The organism is Caulobacter sp. X, from assembly GCF_002742635.1.
In the GTDB taxonomy this organism is placed as follows: domain Bacteria; phylum Pseudomonadota; class Alphaproteobacteria; order Caulobacterales; family Caulobacteraceae; genus Caulobacter.
Genome location: NZ_PEGF01000003.1, coordinates 129,681 through 143,744 on the forward strand (window position 1 = coordinate 129,681; position 14,064 = coordinate 143,744).

Below are 14,064 nucleotides of genomic sequence, written 5' to 3' on the forward strand. Positions count from 1 at the left end.
GCCCCGACGTTTCCGCCGGGGCTCGATCAGGGTTAGGCCGCGATATCGTCGTCCGCGAAGTGCATGGCGTCTTCGCCCAGCTCGTCGTGGAGGTCGGCGTCGATGACGATGTCCTCGAGGTCGTCGACCGCGTCGTTGGCGGGCGCCTCGGCGCCGGCGCCGCCGGCCGAGGGATCCGTCAGTTCGACTTCATCCTCCGGCGTTTCGGGTTGATCGTCGCCGGCGGTGTCCTCCACATCGTCGGCTTCACCCTCCTCCTCGTCGTCGGAGTCGAAGTCGGCCTGGTCGGCTTCGAGCAACTCGATCGACCAGTCCAGGCCCTTGGGCACGTAGCGGGCGCTCAAGGCCGCTTCTTCGACCGAGGCGACGATCTCGTGCTTCTTGGCCTTGGAGAGGCTGGTCGTATCGAGCTTGAGGTCGTCGGCCATCTTCAGCAGCAGGCCCTTGGAATGGGCGGCCAGGAACTCGGCGTCAGGCGTCCAGTGACGGCTGATGTCGCTGCCCAGCAGTTCCTGGATCTCGGCCGCGTCGGCGCGGCGGCTCGAGCTGACCGAGCCCGTGCCCACTTCCTTCAGGTCGAGGGAGAGCGCGACAAGATCGGCGATCAGCTGCAGGCGGTCGGCGTGCGACAGGCCGTGGACGAAGGCGATCGGCCGCTTTTGCGACTCGACGAGACGATCCTTCCAGGCGCAAACCCGCAGGCGGACTTCGCCGTCGAGCTCAGGGATGACCTCGAACCGCGACGAGTAGAGGTCGCAGGTGATGCGGGCGGCGAAGTTGTAGCTGCCCTCGTGCGTGACCGCCGAGGTCAGCAGCTTGGCCGCCAGGACCGTCAGGGCCACGTCGGGATCGTCCGCCAGGTCGCGGATCAGGCCCTTGGTAGCGACGTCGGTGCGGCGCTCATGAAGGCTGTTGTTGAGACCTTCGACGTCGACCTTCACGCGCGGCGCCGACGCGATCTTGTGGGTGGTGACGGCGTAGGCGCTGCGGGCGTCCTCGGCGGCTTGCTTGGCCTCGGCGGCCTCCTGGTCGGCGCGGATCTCGTCTTCGGTCTTGACCGGCGGGACATAGGCCTTGAGCGCGGGCCTGGCGGTGACCCCGGTTTCCCGATGCGGGAAGAGGGTGATGGCGCCGATCTCCTTCTGCACCTGTTCGTAGGTGTAGAGCTCGGCGTTGGCCCACAGATACTCGGCGATGCGCTGGGCGTCGAACTCGCCGCTCTGCACCAGGCCCTTGATCTCGGTCTCGAAGTCGATGACGGCGCGACGATCGGCGTTGAACTGGGCCTTCAGCTCGGCGCCGACCTGGTGTTCGCTGAGATAGTTCCAGGGCGCTTCCATCCCGGCCGGGATCTCGACGCGATCCTTGGCCGCGATGAAGATCTCGACGCCGCGCTCGGCGAGAATGTCGGTGATCTGCGCGACCTTGCCCTGCCACAGCTCGTCCAGCAGCGGGGTGTCGAGAACGCTGTCGGGGAACTCGCCGAACAGGTCCTGCTCGATCCGGCCGCCGGCCTCGGCGTATTCGGCCATGGTGACCAGGACAAACCGAGGATCCTGGGTCGTGGCTTTGTCGCCGCGGATCATCGACTGGACCGCGACGTCATCGAAGTAGAAGCCGTCCAGGACGCGATCGGCGTGCGCGCGTTGCAGATCCTGGTCCTCGAGGCGCGCCAGCATCCGCAGGTGGCGCGGCTGCAACTTGCCGGCGCGGAACGCTTCGATCGCGCGTGGGTGGACCGAGGCAAGCCGGATCAGCTTGTTCATCTCGGACTTCTTGTAGCCGAGGGCGCGGCCGATCTGGTCGGGCGACATGTTCTTCTTCAGAAGCTTGGCGATCGCCTCGATGCTGTCGGCCGGATGGGGCTGCAGGCGTTCGGTGTTCAGCAGCACCACGGCGCGGGCGATCTGCTCCTTGGTCTCGCAGATGGTGATGCGCACCGGGTGGTCGTTCTCGATGCGGCCTTCGGCCAACAGATGGTCGAAGCCGAACAGACGGCGCCGGCCGTCCAGGGCCATCCACGGCAGTTCCGAGCGCTTGCCGCGGCGGACATAGATCGGCACGACCTGGCCGCAACCGTCGTCGGTGACGAGGGTCTCGGCCATGTTCGGGATCTCGTCATCGGCCGGCACGTCGGCGCGCGGGTTCTCGGGCGCGATGCCGATGTCACAGCGCGGGACCATCATGGTGACCATGTCGGCGGCTTCGGTCTTGGTCGCGACGGCTTCGGGCTTGGTCTTAGCGGACTTGGCGGTCATGGGAATCATCCTGAAAGCCTCGAACCGGGCTCATCCCGGCCCCTGCAGGCTCGCTTCCCGCCTCCCTCCCTCTCTCCTTTCGAACCGCTGCATGAGAAAGGCCCGCGCGACGGCGGGCCTTGAGAGTGTCAGTCGATGGCGCGGTAGATGAGGTCGCGCTCCGGAAGATGCGGGATGAGGGCTCTCAGCCGCTCGTAATGACCAAGGAGCGTCTCGCTGGGGACTTGTTCGAGGCTGGCGGCCAGGGCGACCAACGTCACGACCACGCCGACAGCTTGATGGGACAAATGGCCCTCGAATTGATTTCCGGGGATCATTGCGTCGAGCCCGCCTTCGCCGGCCGGCGCCATGAAGCCGGGGCGCCCGTCGATAAGAAAGAAGTCCCATTGGCCACCGTTGTAGGCGGGGAACCACTTGCGCGTGACGCCATAGACGAGCGCTTCGCCGCGGCTGAAGCAGCCGGGAAAGAGCCGGGGAAGAAAGTCCATCCGCTCATCGTCTGGCACGAGGGTGACGGTTGGACTGTTGGGAGTGGGAACCATGGTGACCTCCTGGCTGATCACCCCTCCCCGCCCTTCCTTCGCCTTTCTTAGGCGCCCACGAAAAAGGCCCGCCTGGTGAGGCGGGCCTTAGCTGGTGGGCCTATCGCGGCGTTGTCGCTCTTGGCGGCGCGATCGGCGGTTCGGCGCCGTCAGGCTTGATGAGATAGGTCGCTCCGAGGAGGGCCCCGAAGAGCGAGACCAGGATGACCAGGCCCAGGAGCGTCCGCTTGGCGTCGCGGATAGCCCGCTGCTCATGGATCGTGTCGTGGCTGGCGACCATGCTTTGGGCGATGCGCCGATATTCGTCGATCCGGTCTTGATCATCTTGGCTGATCATGGCGAGCCTCGCGTTCCGTCCGGCCACACGGTGTGCTCATCATAGAGCACTTTGTCACGGTCGAGTTTGCCGATCTTCATCCCCGTGAGGTCCTGCCCGCGAAGATCGACGCCGGTCAGGTCGCTGTGAGCATAGAGGGTTTTGGCGTCAAAGCCGCCGATTTCGGCGAGCTTTCGCAGGTCCACTTCGTCGGATCGAAGGATGGCCGCGATGCGGGATCCCCAGTCATCCTTGCCCGCCTTTGTTGAAGGCTCGGCGCGACGCGTGCGGCCGACGTTCCGCGAAGGTGAAGCGCGGCGAGACAACGCGGCATGTTCTAGCTCGTCGATCACCTTCCAGTGGCCAAAGAGCTGGCCGCCGTAAGGCAGGCGTCCATCCACCAGCTCGATTTCATGTTCGGCGACACCCGGGCCCTCTGACTCAACGCCAAAGAGCTGGAAGCGGACGTCTCCACGAACACCGACGGTCACCACGTTGTCGCGGGGACGCTGCACATAGGCGAAGGGACCGATAGCGGCGCCTTCGCCAAGGTCGGCTTTCCCGACGGGGTTTGTCAGCAAGAGAAAGAAGGAAATCATAGGTGGCCCCTTTCAGGCTCGATCGGTCACCCGATCCGCCCTCCCTCCCCGCCTTTCATCACCCGCCCCGTGAAATGATCGGCGTGAGAGCGCCTGGCGACGCCGTTCTTGGATCAGACCCGCCGGCGGACGCCGGACCACCCAAAGTCGGGGTCTTGAGGGTCGAGATGGGCTGGTAAGCCGCTCGGGAGATAGGCCGCCAGGTTGGCGAGCGCCTCCACGCGCCCCAGGATCTTCAGGCGCTTGGCGGCGTCCAGGGCGGCCTCCTCGAGGGGAGCGGTCCACCACAGAACATCGCCGCCGCAGCGTTCGGTCACGATGGGATTGGACCATCCGGCCTGCATCCAGCTGTCGAGGCCGTCCTGCACGGCCGAAAGCCACGCCCGGGCCTTCGGGCTGTCGGGGCCTTGCAGGGTGAAGGCGAAGGCCGGTCGCAGCGCCCCCACCTTGCCGGTCTGTACGAGCTGGTAGGCGACCGCTTCAGGCGGGAGGCCATACAGGCTGACGAAAGCAGCAAGGTGGAGCCGTGCGATGTCCTCGAGCACCGTTCGCGTGGCGATGTCGTCATCGCCCGAGGGTTTGGGGATGCGCGCCTGCAGTGGCGCGGGCGGCATGAGGACGCAAGTCGTGGTGGTCAGAAGGGGGCTGGTCTGGCGCATGGCGGTGGAACCTTCAGGCAAGGGCTGGCGATGGGCGCCATAAGCCGCGAACCGATGACGGAACGCGGGCGAGTAGGTCGGGGCCGGGGTCATGGCGGAGCCTGGCCCCAGCCGGCGCCGCGAACGATGCGAGTGGCGACTTCAAGAACCTGGGCCGCAGACGGGTCGGCGTTGGCCATGGCTCTTCGAAAGCCGTCTTCTCCACCCGGGTGCTTGCGCGTCCAAAGGCCTTGGGCGACGGCGGCGGCGTCGGGACCAAAGGGCGGCCGGTGACGCCGCGCGCTCACGCGGTGTTGTCCGCTTGCGCCGAGGCCTCGATCGCAGCGCGGAGCGCTTGCAGGGCTTCTCGCCGGCCCCAGGTGTCGAAGTCGTCGAAATCGACCGGCGGCGCCACGATCTCCGTCGCGACCCTGTGTCGGCGGAAGGTGGCCGCGAGGATCCTGGCTGACCGTTCGCCGTCCGGGCCATTGTCTCGCGCGATGACCGCGCGCTTGAGGCCAGGCGGCGGCGCGAAGAACCGCATGTTTCGGGTGCAGAGCAAGGCGCGCGACGGCAGCTTGAAGCGCTTGCGGGCGTGAAGCGTCGTGAAGGCGCCTTCGGCGAACAGCATCTCCTCGGCGATGGGGTCGATATGGACCGAGCAATGGGCTTCCGGATCGAACACGCCGATGTTCTTGCGCGACAGACGCAGGCCGTGGTCGCGGCGGCCGCCCAGGGTGAGGTAGGTGATTTCGATGGCCGAGAGGTCACCGCTGGGCAGTCGGATGGCCGTCAACAGCGCCGGTCTTGTGAAGTTGGCGCTGGGCCTGAACACCGACACCGGCGTCTCGCCGAGGAAGCGAAACGAGTGGGACGGCAGCTTGTCGGTGATCGCGCGCGCGTGAGCATAGCGTTCGGCGAGCGTTCGGCTGACATCTCGGGCTTGGTTCCAGAGTTCCATCGCCCGCGCTCGCCGAGCCGCGTCATCGGGGGTCTCCGGCAAAGGCTTGGAGGACACCGAACTATAGCCGGTTGGCCGACCGTCGGCGTCGATCAGATGCTTGGCCCGCAGGAGCGCGAGGACCTCACGCCAGGAGACGTGCTTTTTGGTGCTGTAGCAGTTGACGAGGATGCGGCCGTCGTCCCGCAGGCCCAGGGAGACGGAGCGATCATCCTTGGAATGGCCCGGGGCGGGGATATTGGCCTGACGGCCGTTCCGGAAGAGGTCGCCCTTCATGGTCCTGGCGATGTGCGCAAGCGGTCCTGCCATGGTCAGCTCCTGGTACGATCTGGCGCGGATCCTCTCCGCGCGGCTTCACCCCCAGACCGCCCTCCCCCCTTCCTCCGCTAGTCCAGGACAGCGTTGAGAACGGCGGCCAAGCGAACGCCCGCCTTCTGGATCTGTTGCCCCGCCACGGCCCGCGCGCGTTCTTCGTAGGCGGGCGACAGGCGGGTCACTGATCGTGATCTGGCGCAGGCGTTTGGTCCGCCGTACCGGTAGGCGATCTCGACGGCCAAGGTATGGCTCTCGGCGATCCAGCTTGAGGTCTTCGCGCCTGACCAGGCCCTGGCTTGGCTGGGCGTGATCTGGGCATTCAGCGTTTTGGCCAGGGCCTTGGGATTTCGGGCGAGATCCGTAACGACCGTGGTGTCCCAGTAGCCGTGGAGGCTGGTGTCGCGACCGCTCACGGTCTCGATCCGTTCGGCGTTTCCGCCGGCGTCGTGGCAGCTGGAGGCGGCGTGAAGGGGTTGGTGGGCCTCGCCTACGAAATGGGTGAGGTAACGCAGCGCGAGGCCCCGCTCCCGATCCGACTGGCGGGGATCGGAAAGCGTTCTGATGAAATCGTCGATCTTGGTTAGGAGACAGGCTCCCTGGCCGGTCGTGCTGACCCGGCCGGCTTCGAAGGGAACCTGTGGGCAGGCGGCCGCCACGTCCTCGGCGCCGACCTCGAGATTGACATAGTGCCACGAGGCGGTGAGCGCGCGGGCTTCAGCGCTGCTGTCGCGCATCACGTCCGCCCACACGGCAGCGTCCTCGAACGTGGGGCCGACAAGCCCCGTGTCGGTGGCGGCCAGAAGCTGCTCGGCTTTGCGAAGCGCCTTTGGCGACATGCGCGCGGCGGCGATGTCAGCGATGGCCCGGTGTGCGTTGCCGCCCCAGGCGAATGCGCCGCTCGGCGCGCCGATCACGAGCGCCATCGACGTCAGGACGGCGGCGGCTTTCATTCGGCGAGTTCGGCCAGCGCGGCGAGGACCTCGGCGCGATCGGCCTCGGGGTCGATCGGCTCGGCTGGCGTTGTCTGGGGATCTCGGATCTGAAAGCCCACCAAGACCGACAAGGCGATCATGGCCGAACAGCCGATCGTGAAGAGCGCCATGGGCGTATAGTGCAGGGTCTCGAAGGAGATCATCGCGACCTCACCAGTGATAGAGGCGCCAGAGCCTCACGAAGTACCAGAAGCAGGCCAGGACGCAGCCGAAGCCGCAAAGTCCGGCGGCCAGGAGAAGTGGCCGATAGCCCGTGAGGGTCGAAGCCTCTTCGAAGAGGATGCCGAGAGCCATGGCCGCCGCCGCGGTGATCACCGGCGCGCGTTCGCTGCTCGGCAGCCATGGGGGGTGTTCTTTGGCGAGGCTCTTGGCCTGCGCCTCCCGTATGACGCGCAGCGCAGGAGAGCCCTGGTTGGGGACGCGGCTCGCCGGCTTAGCGTTTTCGAGGGGCTTTTCGCTGATCTGGGTCATGGCCGCATCTCCCGAGCGCATATTGGCTAAGGACGGCCATTAGTGCAAGGTACCTTGCACTTTGGAATGAGACGTGATCGACCGGATCAAACACCGTCTGCCCTTCTCGGCGCGAGACTATCGGCGGCTCGCGGCCGTCAGCTTGACGGGAAAGGGCTTTGCGATCGGCGCGAGCGGTTGGCTCGTGGCGAGGGGCGGCGAGTTCGCGATCCTGATCCTGCCAAGCGCCCTTTATTGGGTGGTCATGGCCTGTTTGATCACCTGGACCTGGAACCATCGGACGCGGCGGCGCGACGAAAAGCCCCCTCGGCAAGGAGTCTAGAATGAATGTCGTGATGCGGCGCTTCTGCGCCACGGGCGCGGCGGCGGGCCTGGTGCTCGCTCTTCAGTCGCGGGAAGCCCCATTCGTCGGCTCGCTGGGCGTCGCGGCCGTCTTGATGAGCCTGTTGCTCTTTGGCCTCGTGACCCTGGCGGCCCATCAGGCCCGCATCCATCTGGCCCTGACGACGGCGCGCAAGGCAAATGCCCCACGGCATAAAAATAGCGGCGACACTGGCGAGTGTCGCCGCTGAGGTAGGAACCCGTAGAGCGCGCTTAGAGAATGGCGGTCGCCAGTCCGCTGGTGATGGTCGCGCCGGTTGCGGCCGTCAGACCGATGCCCAAGGCTCCGCCGATCATCTTCCAGTCGAACTTCAAAACCATGCCCACGAGAGCGCCGGAGATGCCGGCGACGGCGGCGAGCTTGCCAAGGGAGCCTTGGGTCCAGCCGGTGATCTTCGTGACGGCGGGGGTAAAGGTGGCGTCGGTGCCGGCATAGGCGATCGCGGTGAGAAGGACGGCGGCGATCGAGGCCAGAAGGAGAAGTTCGAGACCGTGGCGGGCGCTGCGAACCCTCGGAAGTGCGGTTTGCATGTTGAGCTCCATGCTGGGGGGCGGGAGGAAGCGTGTCGGGCGGGCCAAGAGCGTCCAAAGGACCGAAGCGGCAATCGCGTCGGCGCCATGGTCGCCTCAACTCTCGGTTAATAAGCCCTACACCCCGCCGGAGTGCAAGATGGCTTGCACTCGCCGGGAGGCCGGTCATCGCGCTTTTCGCCGAATGCTTCCGGGACTTGCCCAAGATTTCAGCGACGACGAAGACGGCAAAGCTCTACAGCTCATCGAACTTAACGCGGGTTCCCATCGTCCGATAAGGCGCGCGGGCTCGCGCTAAGATACCGCAGGAATTGACATTTTGCGTTCTGAGCCTCCCAAGCGCAGCTTGACCGAACACTGAAACGCTACGGTGGCGCGCGGCTGCATTGGGCACAGTCTCTCTCGGGCCCAGATTTGGGCTTGGAGCGCCGAAAAGTGCAAGGTACATTGCACTCGAATTGGGCCCTTGGAGGCGTCATGACGACGGTCGCTGTCGTAAAGCCTGCCCCGAAACTGCCTAGACTGCGTGTTCCCTGGATCAGTCTGTTTGGCCTGGCGGGCGTGGCGAGCCTTGTCCTCGCGTTTCAGGACAGCCGCCGTGAGTGGACGATATTGCTCTGGGCGCTTTCATCGCTCGCCACGACCTTTGGAGTGTTTGTGGGCCTGGCCGTATGTCACGGAAACGAAGAAGGAGAGAACTTCATACTCGGTGACGTCGGGATCGGCGTCGTGCTCGCATTGGGACTGTGGACGGTGCCGTTCGCGTCCGGCTTGGCGGCGACGGACTACGGCGAGAGGTTCGACGCCCTGCCGGCGGACCAAAGAGTCGCGGCGACTCTTTGGTGTCAGGTTCGCTACCTGGGCAAGGAGTATGAGGAGCCAGTGCGTGATTGCACCTACACGCTGACTGAGACGCCCTTTCGCCAATTCAAGCGGCTGCCCGCCGTCGTCGCCGATCCGGGCGCTCGAGGCGAGCTCTTTCGTCAGATTGAAGCCTACCTGGCGAGGCCGGTGATGGCGGAAAAGGACGCCGTCGTGAAGGCGGACGTTCAAGAGAAGCTTGACGCCTTCCGACATGATCAAGCCGAGGCTCGCGCCCAGCGCGCGCTGATCGCCTCGTTGCCGCCTGCGCTTTATCGCGACGAGAACGGGTGCATCCGCTCGTTGGAAACCGGTGATCGGTCCGGCGCTTGCGTACGCCTGGCCGAGGACGCTGTGCGTGGCGGTGACAAGTGACTAATGGCGCCGACCAAACCGCCGGCCAGCCCGACGCCGATGCCCATCGGGGACCGTGGACCCAAGGGTTTGATCACCGCGCGAGGATCCGAGATCGCGCCGGTCGTTTCGACGCCGCCCTGGGCGTCCTTGGCGCTGTGATGTTCATCGAAGGCCTAGCCTACCTCGCGACGCTGTTCGTCAAGATGCCACCCGGTCTGTCAGCCGGCCTGAACCGGCTCGAGGGCGTGCTGCTCTGGGTCGCCGGCATCATCGCCTTAGCCGCCATCGTGCTCGCCGCGCGCTTGCAAGAAGCGATCGTCGACCACGCCCAGGACATCGCTCGAGGGAAAAAGGATCCAGCCGATGTGTGACTGCTGCGATTGTTGCTGTCGTCGTCGAAACCAGGCGTGCCGCGGCCGGCCATCATCGGGGTTGGTCGATGAGGACGCGCTCGAAGGCTATGCGACGTGGCAGCGCGTGGTCATCGGCATCGCGGCGATGGTGACGATGTTGAGTGTGATGTTGTTCTTCGCTCGGATGACCGAACTCATGTTCCTCGGTCCCCTGGCCGGCGAGAGCCACATTCCCACGCAGTGGATCTTCCTGGGCAGCATCATCGTAGCGGCGCTCGTCTGGTCCCTCGGGCCTCTGCAGGCTGAACCAAATCGGATGTTTAAGGGGAGAAAAGGGTGATGGATTTGATCCAACGCGCGTTCGACGGGGTCTTCTTCAACTATCCGGCCCACTATGTCGCTCTTGGCTATACGGTGATGTTCGCTGGTTCGGTTTTCGCCCTGGCCAGGCTTGGTCCCCTGGCCGTGGTCGGTGAGCTCTACAAGGATCGTCCGATCGCCACGATCGCCTTGACGCTAGCGTCGCCGTTCTTCGTGGCCTGGTTCAGTCTCTTGGCCATGCGGGGCATGAGCGCTGCCATAGGCCAGGCCGTCCCGGGTTTGTGAGCCATGGCGACCGAAGAAAGGCAGTCCTCCCCCACGCCCAAACCCCGACGCGAAGGCGGGCTTTTGGCCGATCCGTACCTTACGGGCGCTCTGTCCGGCGTGATGATCGCGGCATCGTCGATGATGCTCTGGCATTGGCTCGGAGGGCTCGATAGCGACGCCAAAGCACAGCCTCCCCCCGTCAACCGGTCCATCGAGCTGATCGCCTCGATCGACGACGGTTCGGTCTGCAAAGTCTACAAGGTCCGAGCCACGGACGGCCGCTCGCTCCTGATCACCACGGGCACGGGCTGCAGAGCGGTCGAAGCCGCGACCTCGCCGGCCGTTGCCGAGCGCGCACCGTGACTAAACGCCCGTCACCAAAGACCCTGCGACGGATGGCGCGCTTCGCCGGGATCTCGCTGGTCGCCAGCCTGGCGCTGTCGATCGTGGCGGACATTGGGGTCCTGGCGGGCTTCCTGCTCTACATCGACGGCGCTTCGACGCCGCAGATCGCGACGCTCGGCGCGCGCTTGTCGATCATCTGCTCGATCTTCGTGGTTCCGACCGCTCTGATGATCGCGCCGGCCTTCAGCCTGGTTCGACTGCTGCGCCGCTACGCGCCGGAGGCCTTTCGATGAGCTGGCTGACCTTGTTCGGCGCCTACTGTGTCTTCGCGACCTGCGCGCATTTGTTTCCGGCGCGGGCTTACGACGCACTCCGGCCCGTCTCGCACCTGCTTTTGCCGCACGAGAGCGACCATGCCTAGGCGCGTGGAGCCAGGCGCCCCGTCGCCCTGAACCCGGGAGCTGTAAGACATGTCATACACGCAGGACAAAGCCGGCGGGTCGAGTGGGGATCTCCTGGCGGACTGCGGTCGTATCTCCCGAGCGTTGGCGGAGGCGTTCCAAAAGGCGGACGCGGTGTTAGCCCGGGCGATAACCGATCAGTCGAGGGACAAGGCGCGTCGGCGAGGAAAGGCTGTCGCCTCGTTGATCGACGCACTCGTGGTCACGCCGGCGGAGTGCGCGGTCAGATCGGCCGCCGAGGCGAAGTCCAAAGCCTTCGAGAAGCTTCGACAGGAGGCACGCGCCGTGGCGCGCCAAGAGACGTTGCGGCGGGTCGCCGAAAGCGATCAGGGGTCGCTTCACGAGGAGAAGATGGCCTTGTGGTCGCGGCGCGAGACGCGGTTTGAAGTCATACGGTCGGCGGCCTGGGCTTGCGAGGACGCGATCAAGGCCCTGGGCCAGGCGCAATCGGCCTGTGAGGCGGCGTCTTCCACGGAGCTGCTGGACGCCATGTCTTCGAGCCAGATGGTCAGCTGGATGTCATCGGCCAGCACCTTCAGAGCCCGTTCGGCGATGCAGTCCGCGGCGGAAGCGGTCGACCATCTGCGCACCGTCATCCCATCGTGCGTGGCGGATCTGCGGACCGACGAGTTGGACGACACGACGGACCTGGTTTTGGATCTCGTGGTCGATCTGCCGTTCGATTTTGCGTCCTGGTCCAACCTGGCGGCGCTGAGCGACGCCGTCGAGGCGTGCCGAACGACGGCCGCGGCGCTTGGCCCGCTGCGTGTCCGGCTGCGCGGCCTTAGAGAGGACGCCGCCCGCATGAAGTCGCTGGTGTTTGAGGAAGTGATGGCGATTGAAGCGCCTTTCGCCGAGCAGGCGCGTGACGCTCTACTTGCTGAGCTGGGTCCCGACCTGCGCGAAACCCTGGCGCCGCATCTGGAGCCAGGTCCGTGATCAAGTCGGTGTCCACCGGCTTCGTGGCCCTGACCGTGGTCGGCTCGGTCCTGATCTTCGGGCTCACCGTGGCTGGCGTGGTCGTGCCAACGCCGGTGCGCGTGATCGCCTTGGCGGCCACGGCCATCTCGCTAGCCATCTGCATGACGGCGATCGCGCTCCAGAGGCCCTTGTGAGCAAAGCGCCGTCGACGAGGCTCTGGCACATCACCCTCACGCCTTCCGGATCGCCGCCTGGGCTCGTGGGTCAACGGTACGTCCTGAACTATCATTGGGATTTGAACAGATGAGCGACCTCAACCGCGCCCCCTCCCCCACCTCTCCACAAGACAGCCAGAACGAGCGCTCCTTGCTCGCCGTCGGTGTCGATCAGCTGGCATCCGGTATGCAGCCGAACACGGCCGAACCTCAAACGACGAGCTGGGCTTCGGGGAGCTTAGATCGGTTGAAAGCGATCGCGGGGTCGGGCGTGTTCAGAGAAGCTGCTATGGGTTTGGCCAAGAGCTTAGGTGAGCACCTGCGGCGACGGCCAACTAGGTTCGGTGACTGGCAAACCTTTGGCGGATTTAATCTGGGCCTTACGACGATCGAAGCCCCGGCTCGTGCCGTTAGACCTTTATACCGGCTGCTCCGTCGAATAGTGGCCCACCGGCGTGACGTTTACGAATGGTCGGAAGACATTCTAGATCCGCTTCTGGAATCCTTGGCCTATGCTCAGCCAGAGCACGGTTCCCAGGTCACTTTCACCGTGCGTTGGCCGCTTTTTCTCACCCAACTTGTCTTGGTGAGCATGGTGCTCGACAAGTTCGATCCAACGGATGCGGAGCGAAGGTCATTCAAACAGTGCTTCTCAAAGGCCCAGTGGATGGCTGATGTGTTCATGGAGACTGAAAACGCTGAGGTTCTCCGCGAGAGCTGGGCGGAAATCGAGTTTGAACCGGCTGGCGACTATAAAGGCTGGCGTGCCGTCATGACGCGGTTCGACAATCTGCCGGGAGAGCTAAGGAGAGCTTCGCTTCCCCAGGCCATGCTGGATCTTGCCGACTTGAACCTGCAGAGGAAGTATCGCGCCAAGCCCTCACGGCTTGAGGTGCTGCAGGAAAATCACAACCGGACAATGGCTGAACGGCGCACGGCCTGGGAGGCTGAGCTGGCCGACATGCAGGCGAACTCCAATGCCACTGTTATTTGAAACGGCGTAACCGCGGCGCAGCTAGGCGTTGGTGACTGATGGGTTGCGCAAATCGCTTCGCAGTAACGAATTCCTACCGGAAGGTTCCTGGTTTCGGACACCGCAAAGGCTCGCCCGCTAGAGGGCGGCCTTTGCTTCGCGCGCCAGGATCCGCTCGAGCTGCTCCTTCATCCCGGCCTCCATCGGCCAGGGCGGATCGAAAGCCTTCAGCCTGAAATGCCTTCGCAAGCGCTTGGCCAGATCCAGCGCGGCCAGGCCGCGCTGCAGCGCCAGCTTGTTGGCTTCGACGGCCATGTCGACCGCGTCGCCATTTTCCCCGGTGGCGTGGATCATCTCCCGGGCGTGTTTGACGGTCGTGGCGAAGGTCCGGGCGTCGAGATCCAGGTGTCGGTCCAGGGCCTGCCAGCCGCTCGGGTCTTCGGGCAGCTCGGGAAAGTCCGGGAGCCGCGCGACGGCGGCGAAGTCATAGGGCCCGTCCATCTGACTCGCGGCGTTCTGGTGGGGAACGTCGGCGCAGTCCGTGGCGTAGCGTTCGAAGAGCTCGATCAGCTTGGACGCCAGGGCGCGCCCCGCCCGACGACGCGCGCGACGATCGCGCCAGACGCCAAGGGCGAACACCACGGCCCCGGCGACCACGCCGTTGGCGAGGATCTTGCCGCCCTCCAACCACCAGTTCACCGCCGCCCCCGCCCCGCTCATCACCCTCACGCCTCCCCTCGCCCGGACGCCGCCGAGCTTTTCCGAACCGGACGCCGCCGTAAAGCCGCCCGCGCGATGGGATGGCGCCGACCGGACGAGACGCCGCCGGCGGCTCGGGTCGCCAGACCGCCAGCCCGGCGCCGGCCGTAGGCGCGGCGCGCGCCCCGCTTGTGAGACGCCGCCCACTGCGGACTCTGGACAAGCTCTGCCTGTTTTGCGATCAACAGCCCACGGATCGCTGACGCGGCGAGACCTCCTCGAGGTCA

23 protein-coding genes are annotated in these 14,064 nt (G+C 65.4%); 12 read left to right on the plus strand and 11 right to left on the minus strand.

Annotated features, from left to right (window positions below; translation table 11 throughout):
• Positions 1-32 precede the first annotated feature (32 nt).
• The 9 genes from CSW60_RS22470 to CSW60_RS22510 form a co-directional block, all read right to left on the minus strand.
• Complete coding sequence (locus CSW60_RS22470) at positions 33-2,258, minus strand: ParB/RepB/Spo0J family partition protein (RefSeq protein ID WP_143324253.1); 2,226 nt, start codon at positions 2,256-2,258, stop codon at positions 33-35.
• Between the two features lie 128 nt (positions 2,259-2,386).
• Positions 2,387-2,800 (minus strand): antirestriction protein, encoded by a 414-nt coding sequence (locus CSW60_RS22475; protein WP_143324254.1) that lies wholly within the window; start codon positions 2,798-2,800, stop codon positions 2,387-2,389.
• Between the two features lie 100 nt (positions 2,801-2,900).
• Positions 2,901-3,137, minus strand: coding sequence for a hypothetical protein (locus CSW60_RS22480; RefSeq protein ID WP_099539315.1), 237 nt, complete (start codon positions 3,135-3,137; stop codon positions 2,901-2,903).
• Positions 3,134-3,715 (minus strand): hypothetical protein, encoded by a 582-nt coding sequence (locus tag CSW60_RS22485; protein WP_099539316.1) that lies wholly within the window; start codon positions 3,713-3,715, stop codon positions 3,134-3,136. The genes CSW60_RS22480 and CSW60_RS22485 overlap by 4 nt, the downstream gene beginning before the upstream one ends.
• A 113-nt stretch (positions 3,716-3,828) precedes the next feature.
• Complete coding sequence (locus tag CSW60_RS22490; protein WP_143324255.1) at positions 3,829-4,374, minus strand: hypothetical protein; 546 nt, start codon at positions 4,372-4,374, stop codon at positions 3,829-3,831.
• 283 nt (positions 4,375-4,657) lie between these two features.
• On the minus strand, positions 4,658-5,623 hold the full coding sequence (locus tag CSW60_RS22495) for a toprim domain-containing protein (protein WP_143324256.1): 966 nt from the start codon (positions 5,621-5,623) through the stop codon (positions 4,658-4,660).
• Between the two features lie 77 nt (positions 5,624-5,700).
• Positions 5,701-6,579 carry a S1/P1 nuclease gene (locus CSW60_RS22500; RefSeq protein ID WP_099539319.1) on the minus strand — a complete coding sequence of 293 codons (879 nt, stop codon included), beginning with the start codon at positions 6,577-6,579 and terminating at the stop codon, positions 5,701-5,703.
• Positions 6,576-6,764: a hypothetical protein gene (locus CSW60_RS22505; protein WP_099539320.1), complete on the minus strand. Its 189-nt coding sequence runs from the start codon at positions 6,762-6,764 to the stop codon at positions 6,576-6,578. The genes CSW60_RS22500 and CSW60_RS22505 overlap by 4 nt, the downstream gene beginning before the upstream one ends.
• A 7-nt stretch (positions 6,765-6,771) precedes the next feature.
• Positions 6,772-7,092 carry a hypothetical protein gene (locus CSW60_RS22510; protein WP_099539321.1) on the minus strand — a complete coding sequence of 107 codons (321 nt, stop codon included), beginning with the start codon at positions 7,090-7,092 and terminating at the stop codon, positions 6,772-6,774.
• 73 nt (positions 7,093-7,165) lie between these two features.
• On the opposite strand from CSW60_RS22510, the gene CSW60_RS22515 reads away from it, so the two are divergent.
• Both CSW60_RS22515 and CSW60_RS22520 read left to right on the plus strand, forming a co-directional pair.
• Positions 7,166-7,414: a hypothetical protein gene (locus CSW60_RS22515; protein WP_099539322.1), complete on the plus strand. Its 249-nt coding sequence runs from the start codon at positions 7,166-7,168 to the stop codon at positions 7,412-7,414.
• A 1-nt stretch (position 7,415) separates the two neighbouring features.
• A complete protein-coding gene (locus CSW60_RS22520) occupies positions 7,416-7,664 on the plus strand; it encodes a hypothetical protein (protein WP_099539323.1) in 249 nt (82 codons plus the stop codon).
• 22 nt (positions 7,665-7,686) lie between these two features.
• Here CSW60_RS22520 and CSW60_RS22525 read toward each other — a convergent pair whose 3' ends face one another.
• Positions 7,687-8,004, minus strand: coding sequence for a hypothetical protein (locus CSW60_RS22525; RefSeq protein ID WP_099539324.1), 318 nt, complete (start codon positions 8,002-8,004; stop codon positions 7,687-7,689).
• A 477-nt stretch (positions 8,005-8,481) separates the two neighbouring features.
• On the opposite strand from CSW60_RS22525, the gene CSW60_RS22530 reads away from it, so the two are divergent.
• The 10 genes from CSW60_RS22530 to CSW60_RS23335 all read left to right on the plus strand — a co-directional run bounded on the left by CSW60_RS22530 (position 8,482) and on the right by CSW60_RS23335 (position 13,099).
• Positions 8,482-9,240, plus strand: coding sequence for a hypothetical protein (locus tag CSW60_RS22530; protein WP_099539325.1), 759 nt, complete (start codon positions 8,482-8,484; stop codon positions 9,238-9,240).
• Positions 9,237-9,593, plus strand: coding sequence for a hypothetical protein (locus CSW60_RS22535; protein WP_099539326.1), 357 nt, complete (start codon positions 9,237-9,239; stop codon positions 9,591-9,593). Before CSW60_RS22530 ends, CSW60_RS22535 begins: the two co-directional genes overlap by 4 nt.
• A gap of 61 nt (positions 9,594-9,654) precedes the next feature.
• The gene (locus tag CSW60_RS22540; RefSeq protein ID WP_099539327.1) at positions 9,655-9,915 is read left to right on the plus strand and encodes a hypothetical protein; all 261 of its coding nucleotides are present in this window, start codon (positions 9,655-9,657) and stop codon (positions 9,913-9,915) included.
• Positions 9,915-10,181, plus strand: a complete 267-nt coding sequence (locus CSW60_RS22545) for a hypothetical protein (protein ID WP_099539328.1) — start codon at positions 9,915-9,917, stop codon at positions 10,179-10,181. The genes CSW60_RS22540 and CSW60_RS22545 overlap by 1 nt, the downstream gene beginning before the upstream one ends.
• 3 nt (positions 10,182-10,184) lie before the next feature.
• Entirely contained in the window at positions 10,185-10,526 is a 342-nt protein-coding gene (locus CSW60_RS22550; protein ID WP_143324257.1) for a hypothetical protein, read from the plus strand.
• A 32-nt stretch (positions 10,527-10,558) separates the two neighbouring features.
• Positions 10,559-10,801 (plus strand): hypothetical protein, encoded by a 243-nt coding sequence (locus tag CSW60_RS22555; RefSeq protein WP_099539330.1) that lies wholly within the window; start codon positions 10,559-10,561, stop codon positions 10,799-10,801.
• Positions 10,798-10,929 (plus strand): hypothetical protein, encoded by a 132-nt coding sequence (locus CSW60_RS24275; protein WP_255409030.1) that lies wholly within the window; start codon positions 10,798-10,800, stop codon positions 10,927-10,929. Before CSW60_RS22555 ends, CSW60_RS24275 begins: the two co-directional genes overlap by 4 nt.
• Positions 10,930-10,978: 49 nt before the next feature.
• Positions 10,979-11,908 (plus strand): hypothetical protein, encoded by a 930-nt coding sequence (locus tag CSW60_RS22560; protein ID WP_099539331.1) that lies wholly within the window; start codon positions 10,979-10,981, stop codon positions 11,906-11,908.
• A complete protein-coding gene (locus CSW60_RS22565) occupies positions 11,905-12,084 on the plus strand; it encodes a hypothetical protein (protein ID WP_099539332.1) in 180 nt (59 codons plus the stop codon). Before CSW60_RS22560 ends, CSW60_RS22565 begins: the two co-directional genes overlap by 4 nt.
• Positions 12,085-12,193: 109 nt before the next feature.
• On the plus strand, positions 12,194-13,099 hold the full coding sequence (locus CSW60_RS23335; RefSeq protein ID WP_143324258.1) for a hypothetical protein: 906 nt from the start codon (positions 12,194-12,196) through the stop codon (positions 13,097-13,099).
• A gap of 117 nt (positions 13,100-13,216) precedes the next feature.
• Here CSW60_RS23335 and CSW60_RS22575 read toward each other — a convergent pair whose 3' ends face one another.
• A complete protein-coding gene (locus tag CSW60_RS22575) occupies positions 13,217-13,798 on the minus strand; it encodes a hypothetical protein (RefSeq protein WP_099539334.1) in 582 nt (193 codons plus the stop codon).
• Positions 13,799-14,064: the final 266 nt, after the last annotated feature.

Excerpts from the sequence above, each read along its gene's own strand:
- CSW60_RS22495 (WP_143324256.1), bottom strand. The coding sequence starts at position 5,623 with ATGGCAGGACCGCTTGCGCACATCGCCAGGACCATGAAGGGCGACCTC.
- CSW60_RS22525 (WP_099539324.1), bottom strand. The coding sequence starts at position 8,004 with ATGCAAACCGCACTTCCGAGGGTTCGCAGCGCCCGCCACGGTCTCGAA.
- CSW60_RS22485 (WP_099539316.1), bottom strand. The coding sequence starts at position 3,715 with ATGATTTCCTTCTTTCTCTTGCTGACAAACCCCGTCGGGAAAGCCGAC.
- CSW60_RS22510 (WP_099539321.1), bottom strand. The coding sequence starts at position 7,092 with ATGACCCAGATCAGCGAAAAGCCCCTCGAAAACGCTAAGCCGGCGAGC.
- CSW60_RS22545 (WP_099539328.1), top strand. The coding sequence starts at position 9,915 with ATGGATTTGATCCAACGCGCGTTCGACGGGGTCTTCTTCAACTATCCG.
- CSW60_RS22480 (WP_099539315.1), bottom strand. The coding sequence starts at position 3,137 with ATGATCAGCCAAGATGATCAAGACCGGATCGACGAATATCGGCGCATC.
- CSW60_RS22520 (WP_099539323.1), top strand. The coding sequence starts at position 7,416 with ATGAATGTCGTGATGCGGCGCTTCTGCGCCACGGGCGCGGCGGCGGGC.
- CSW60_RS22560 (WP_099539331.1), top strand. The coding sequence starts at position 10,979 with ATGTCATACACGCAGGACAAAGCCGGCGGGTCGAGTGGGGATCTCCTG.
- CSW60_RS22470 (WP_143324253.1), bottom strand. The coding sequence starts at position 2,258 with ATGACCGCCAAGTCCGCTAAGACCAAGCCCGAAGCCGTCGCGACCAAG.
- CSW60_RS22500 (WP_099539319.1), bottom strand. The coding sequence starts at position 6,579 with ATGAAAGCCGCCGCCGTCCTGACGTCGATGGCGCTCGTGATCGGCGCG.
- CSW60_RS22550 (WP_143324257.1), top strand. The coding sequence starts at position 10,185 with ATGGCGACCGAAGAAAGGCAGTCCTCCCCCACGCCCAAACCCCGACGC.
- CSW60_RS22505 (WP_099539320.1), bottom strand. The coding sequence starts at position 6,764 with ATGATCTCCTTCGAGACCCTGCACTATACGCCCATGGCGCTCTTCACG.
- CSW60_RS22475 (WP_143324254.1), bottom strand. The coding sequence starts at position 2,800 with ATGGTTCCCACTCCCAACAGTCCAACCGTCACCCTCGTGCCAGACGAT.
- CSW60_RS22530 (WP_099539325.1), top strand. The coding sequence starts at position 8,482 with ATGACGACGGTCGCTGTCGTAAAGCCTGCCCCGAAACTGCCTAGACTG.
- CSW60_RS24275 (WP_255409030.1), top strand. The coding sequence starts at position 10,798 with ATGAGCTGGCTGACCTTGTTCGGCGCCTACTGTGTCTTCGCGACCTGC.
- CSW60_RS22490 (WP_143324255.1), bottom strand. The coding sequence starts at position 4,374 with ATGCGCCAGACCAGCCCCCTTCTGACCACCACGACTTGCGTCCTCATG.
- CSW60_RS22575 (WP_099539334.1), bottom strand. The coding sequence starts at position 13,798 with ATGAGCGGGGCGGGGGCGGCGGTGAACTGGTGGTTGGAGGGCGGCAAG.
- CSW60_RS23335 (WP_143324258.1), top strand. The coding sequence starts at position 12,194 with ATGAGCGACCTCAACCGCGCCCCCTCCCCCACCTCTCCACAAGACAGC.
- CSW60_RS22555 (WP_099539330.1), top strand. The coding sequence starts at position 10,559 with ATGGCGCGCTTCGCCGGGATCTCGCTGGTCGCCAGCCTGGCGCTGTCG.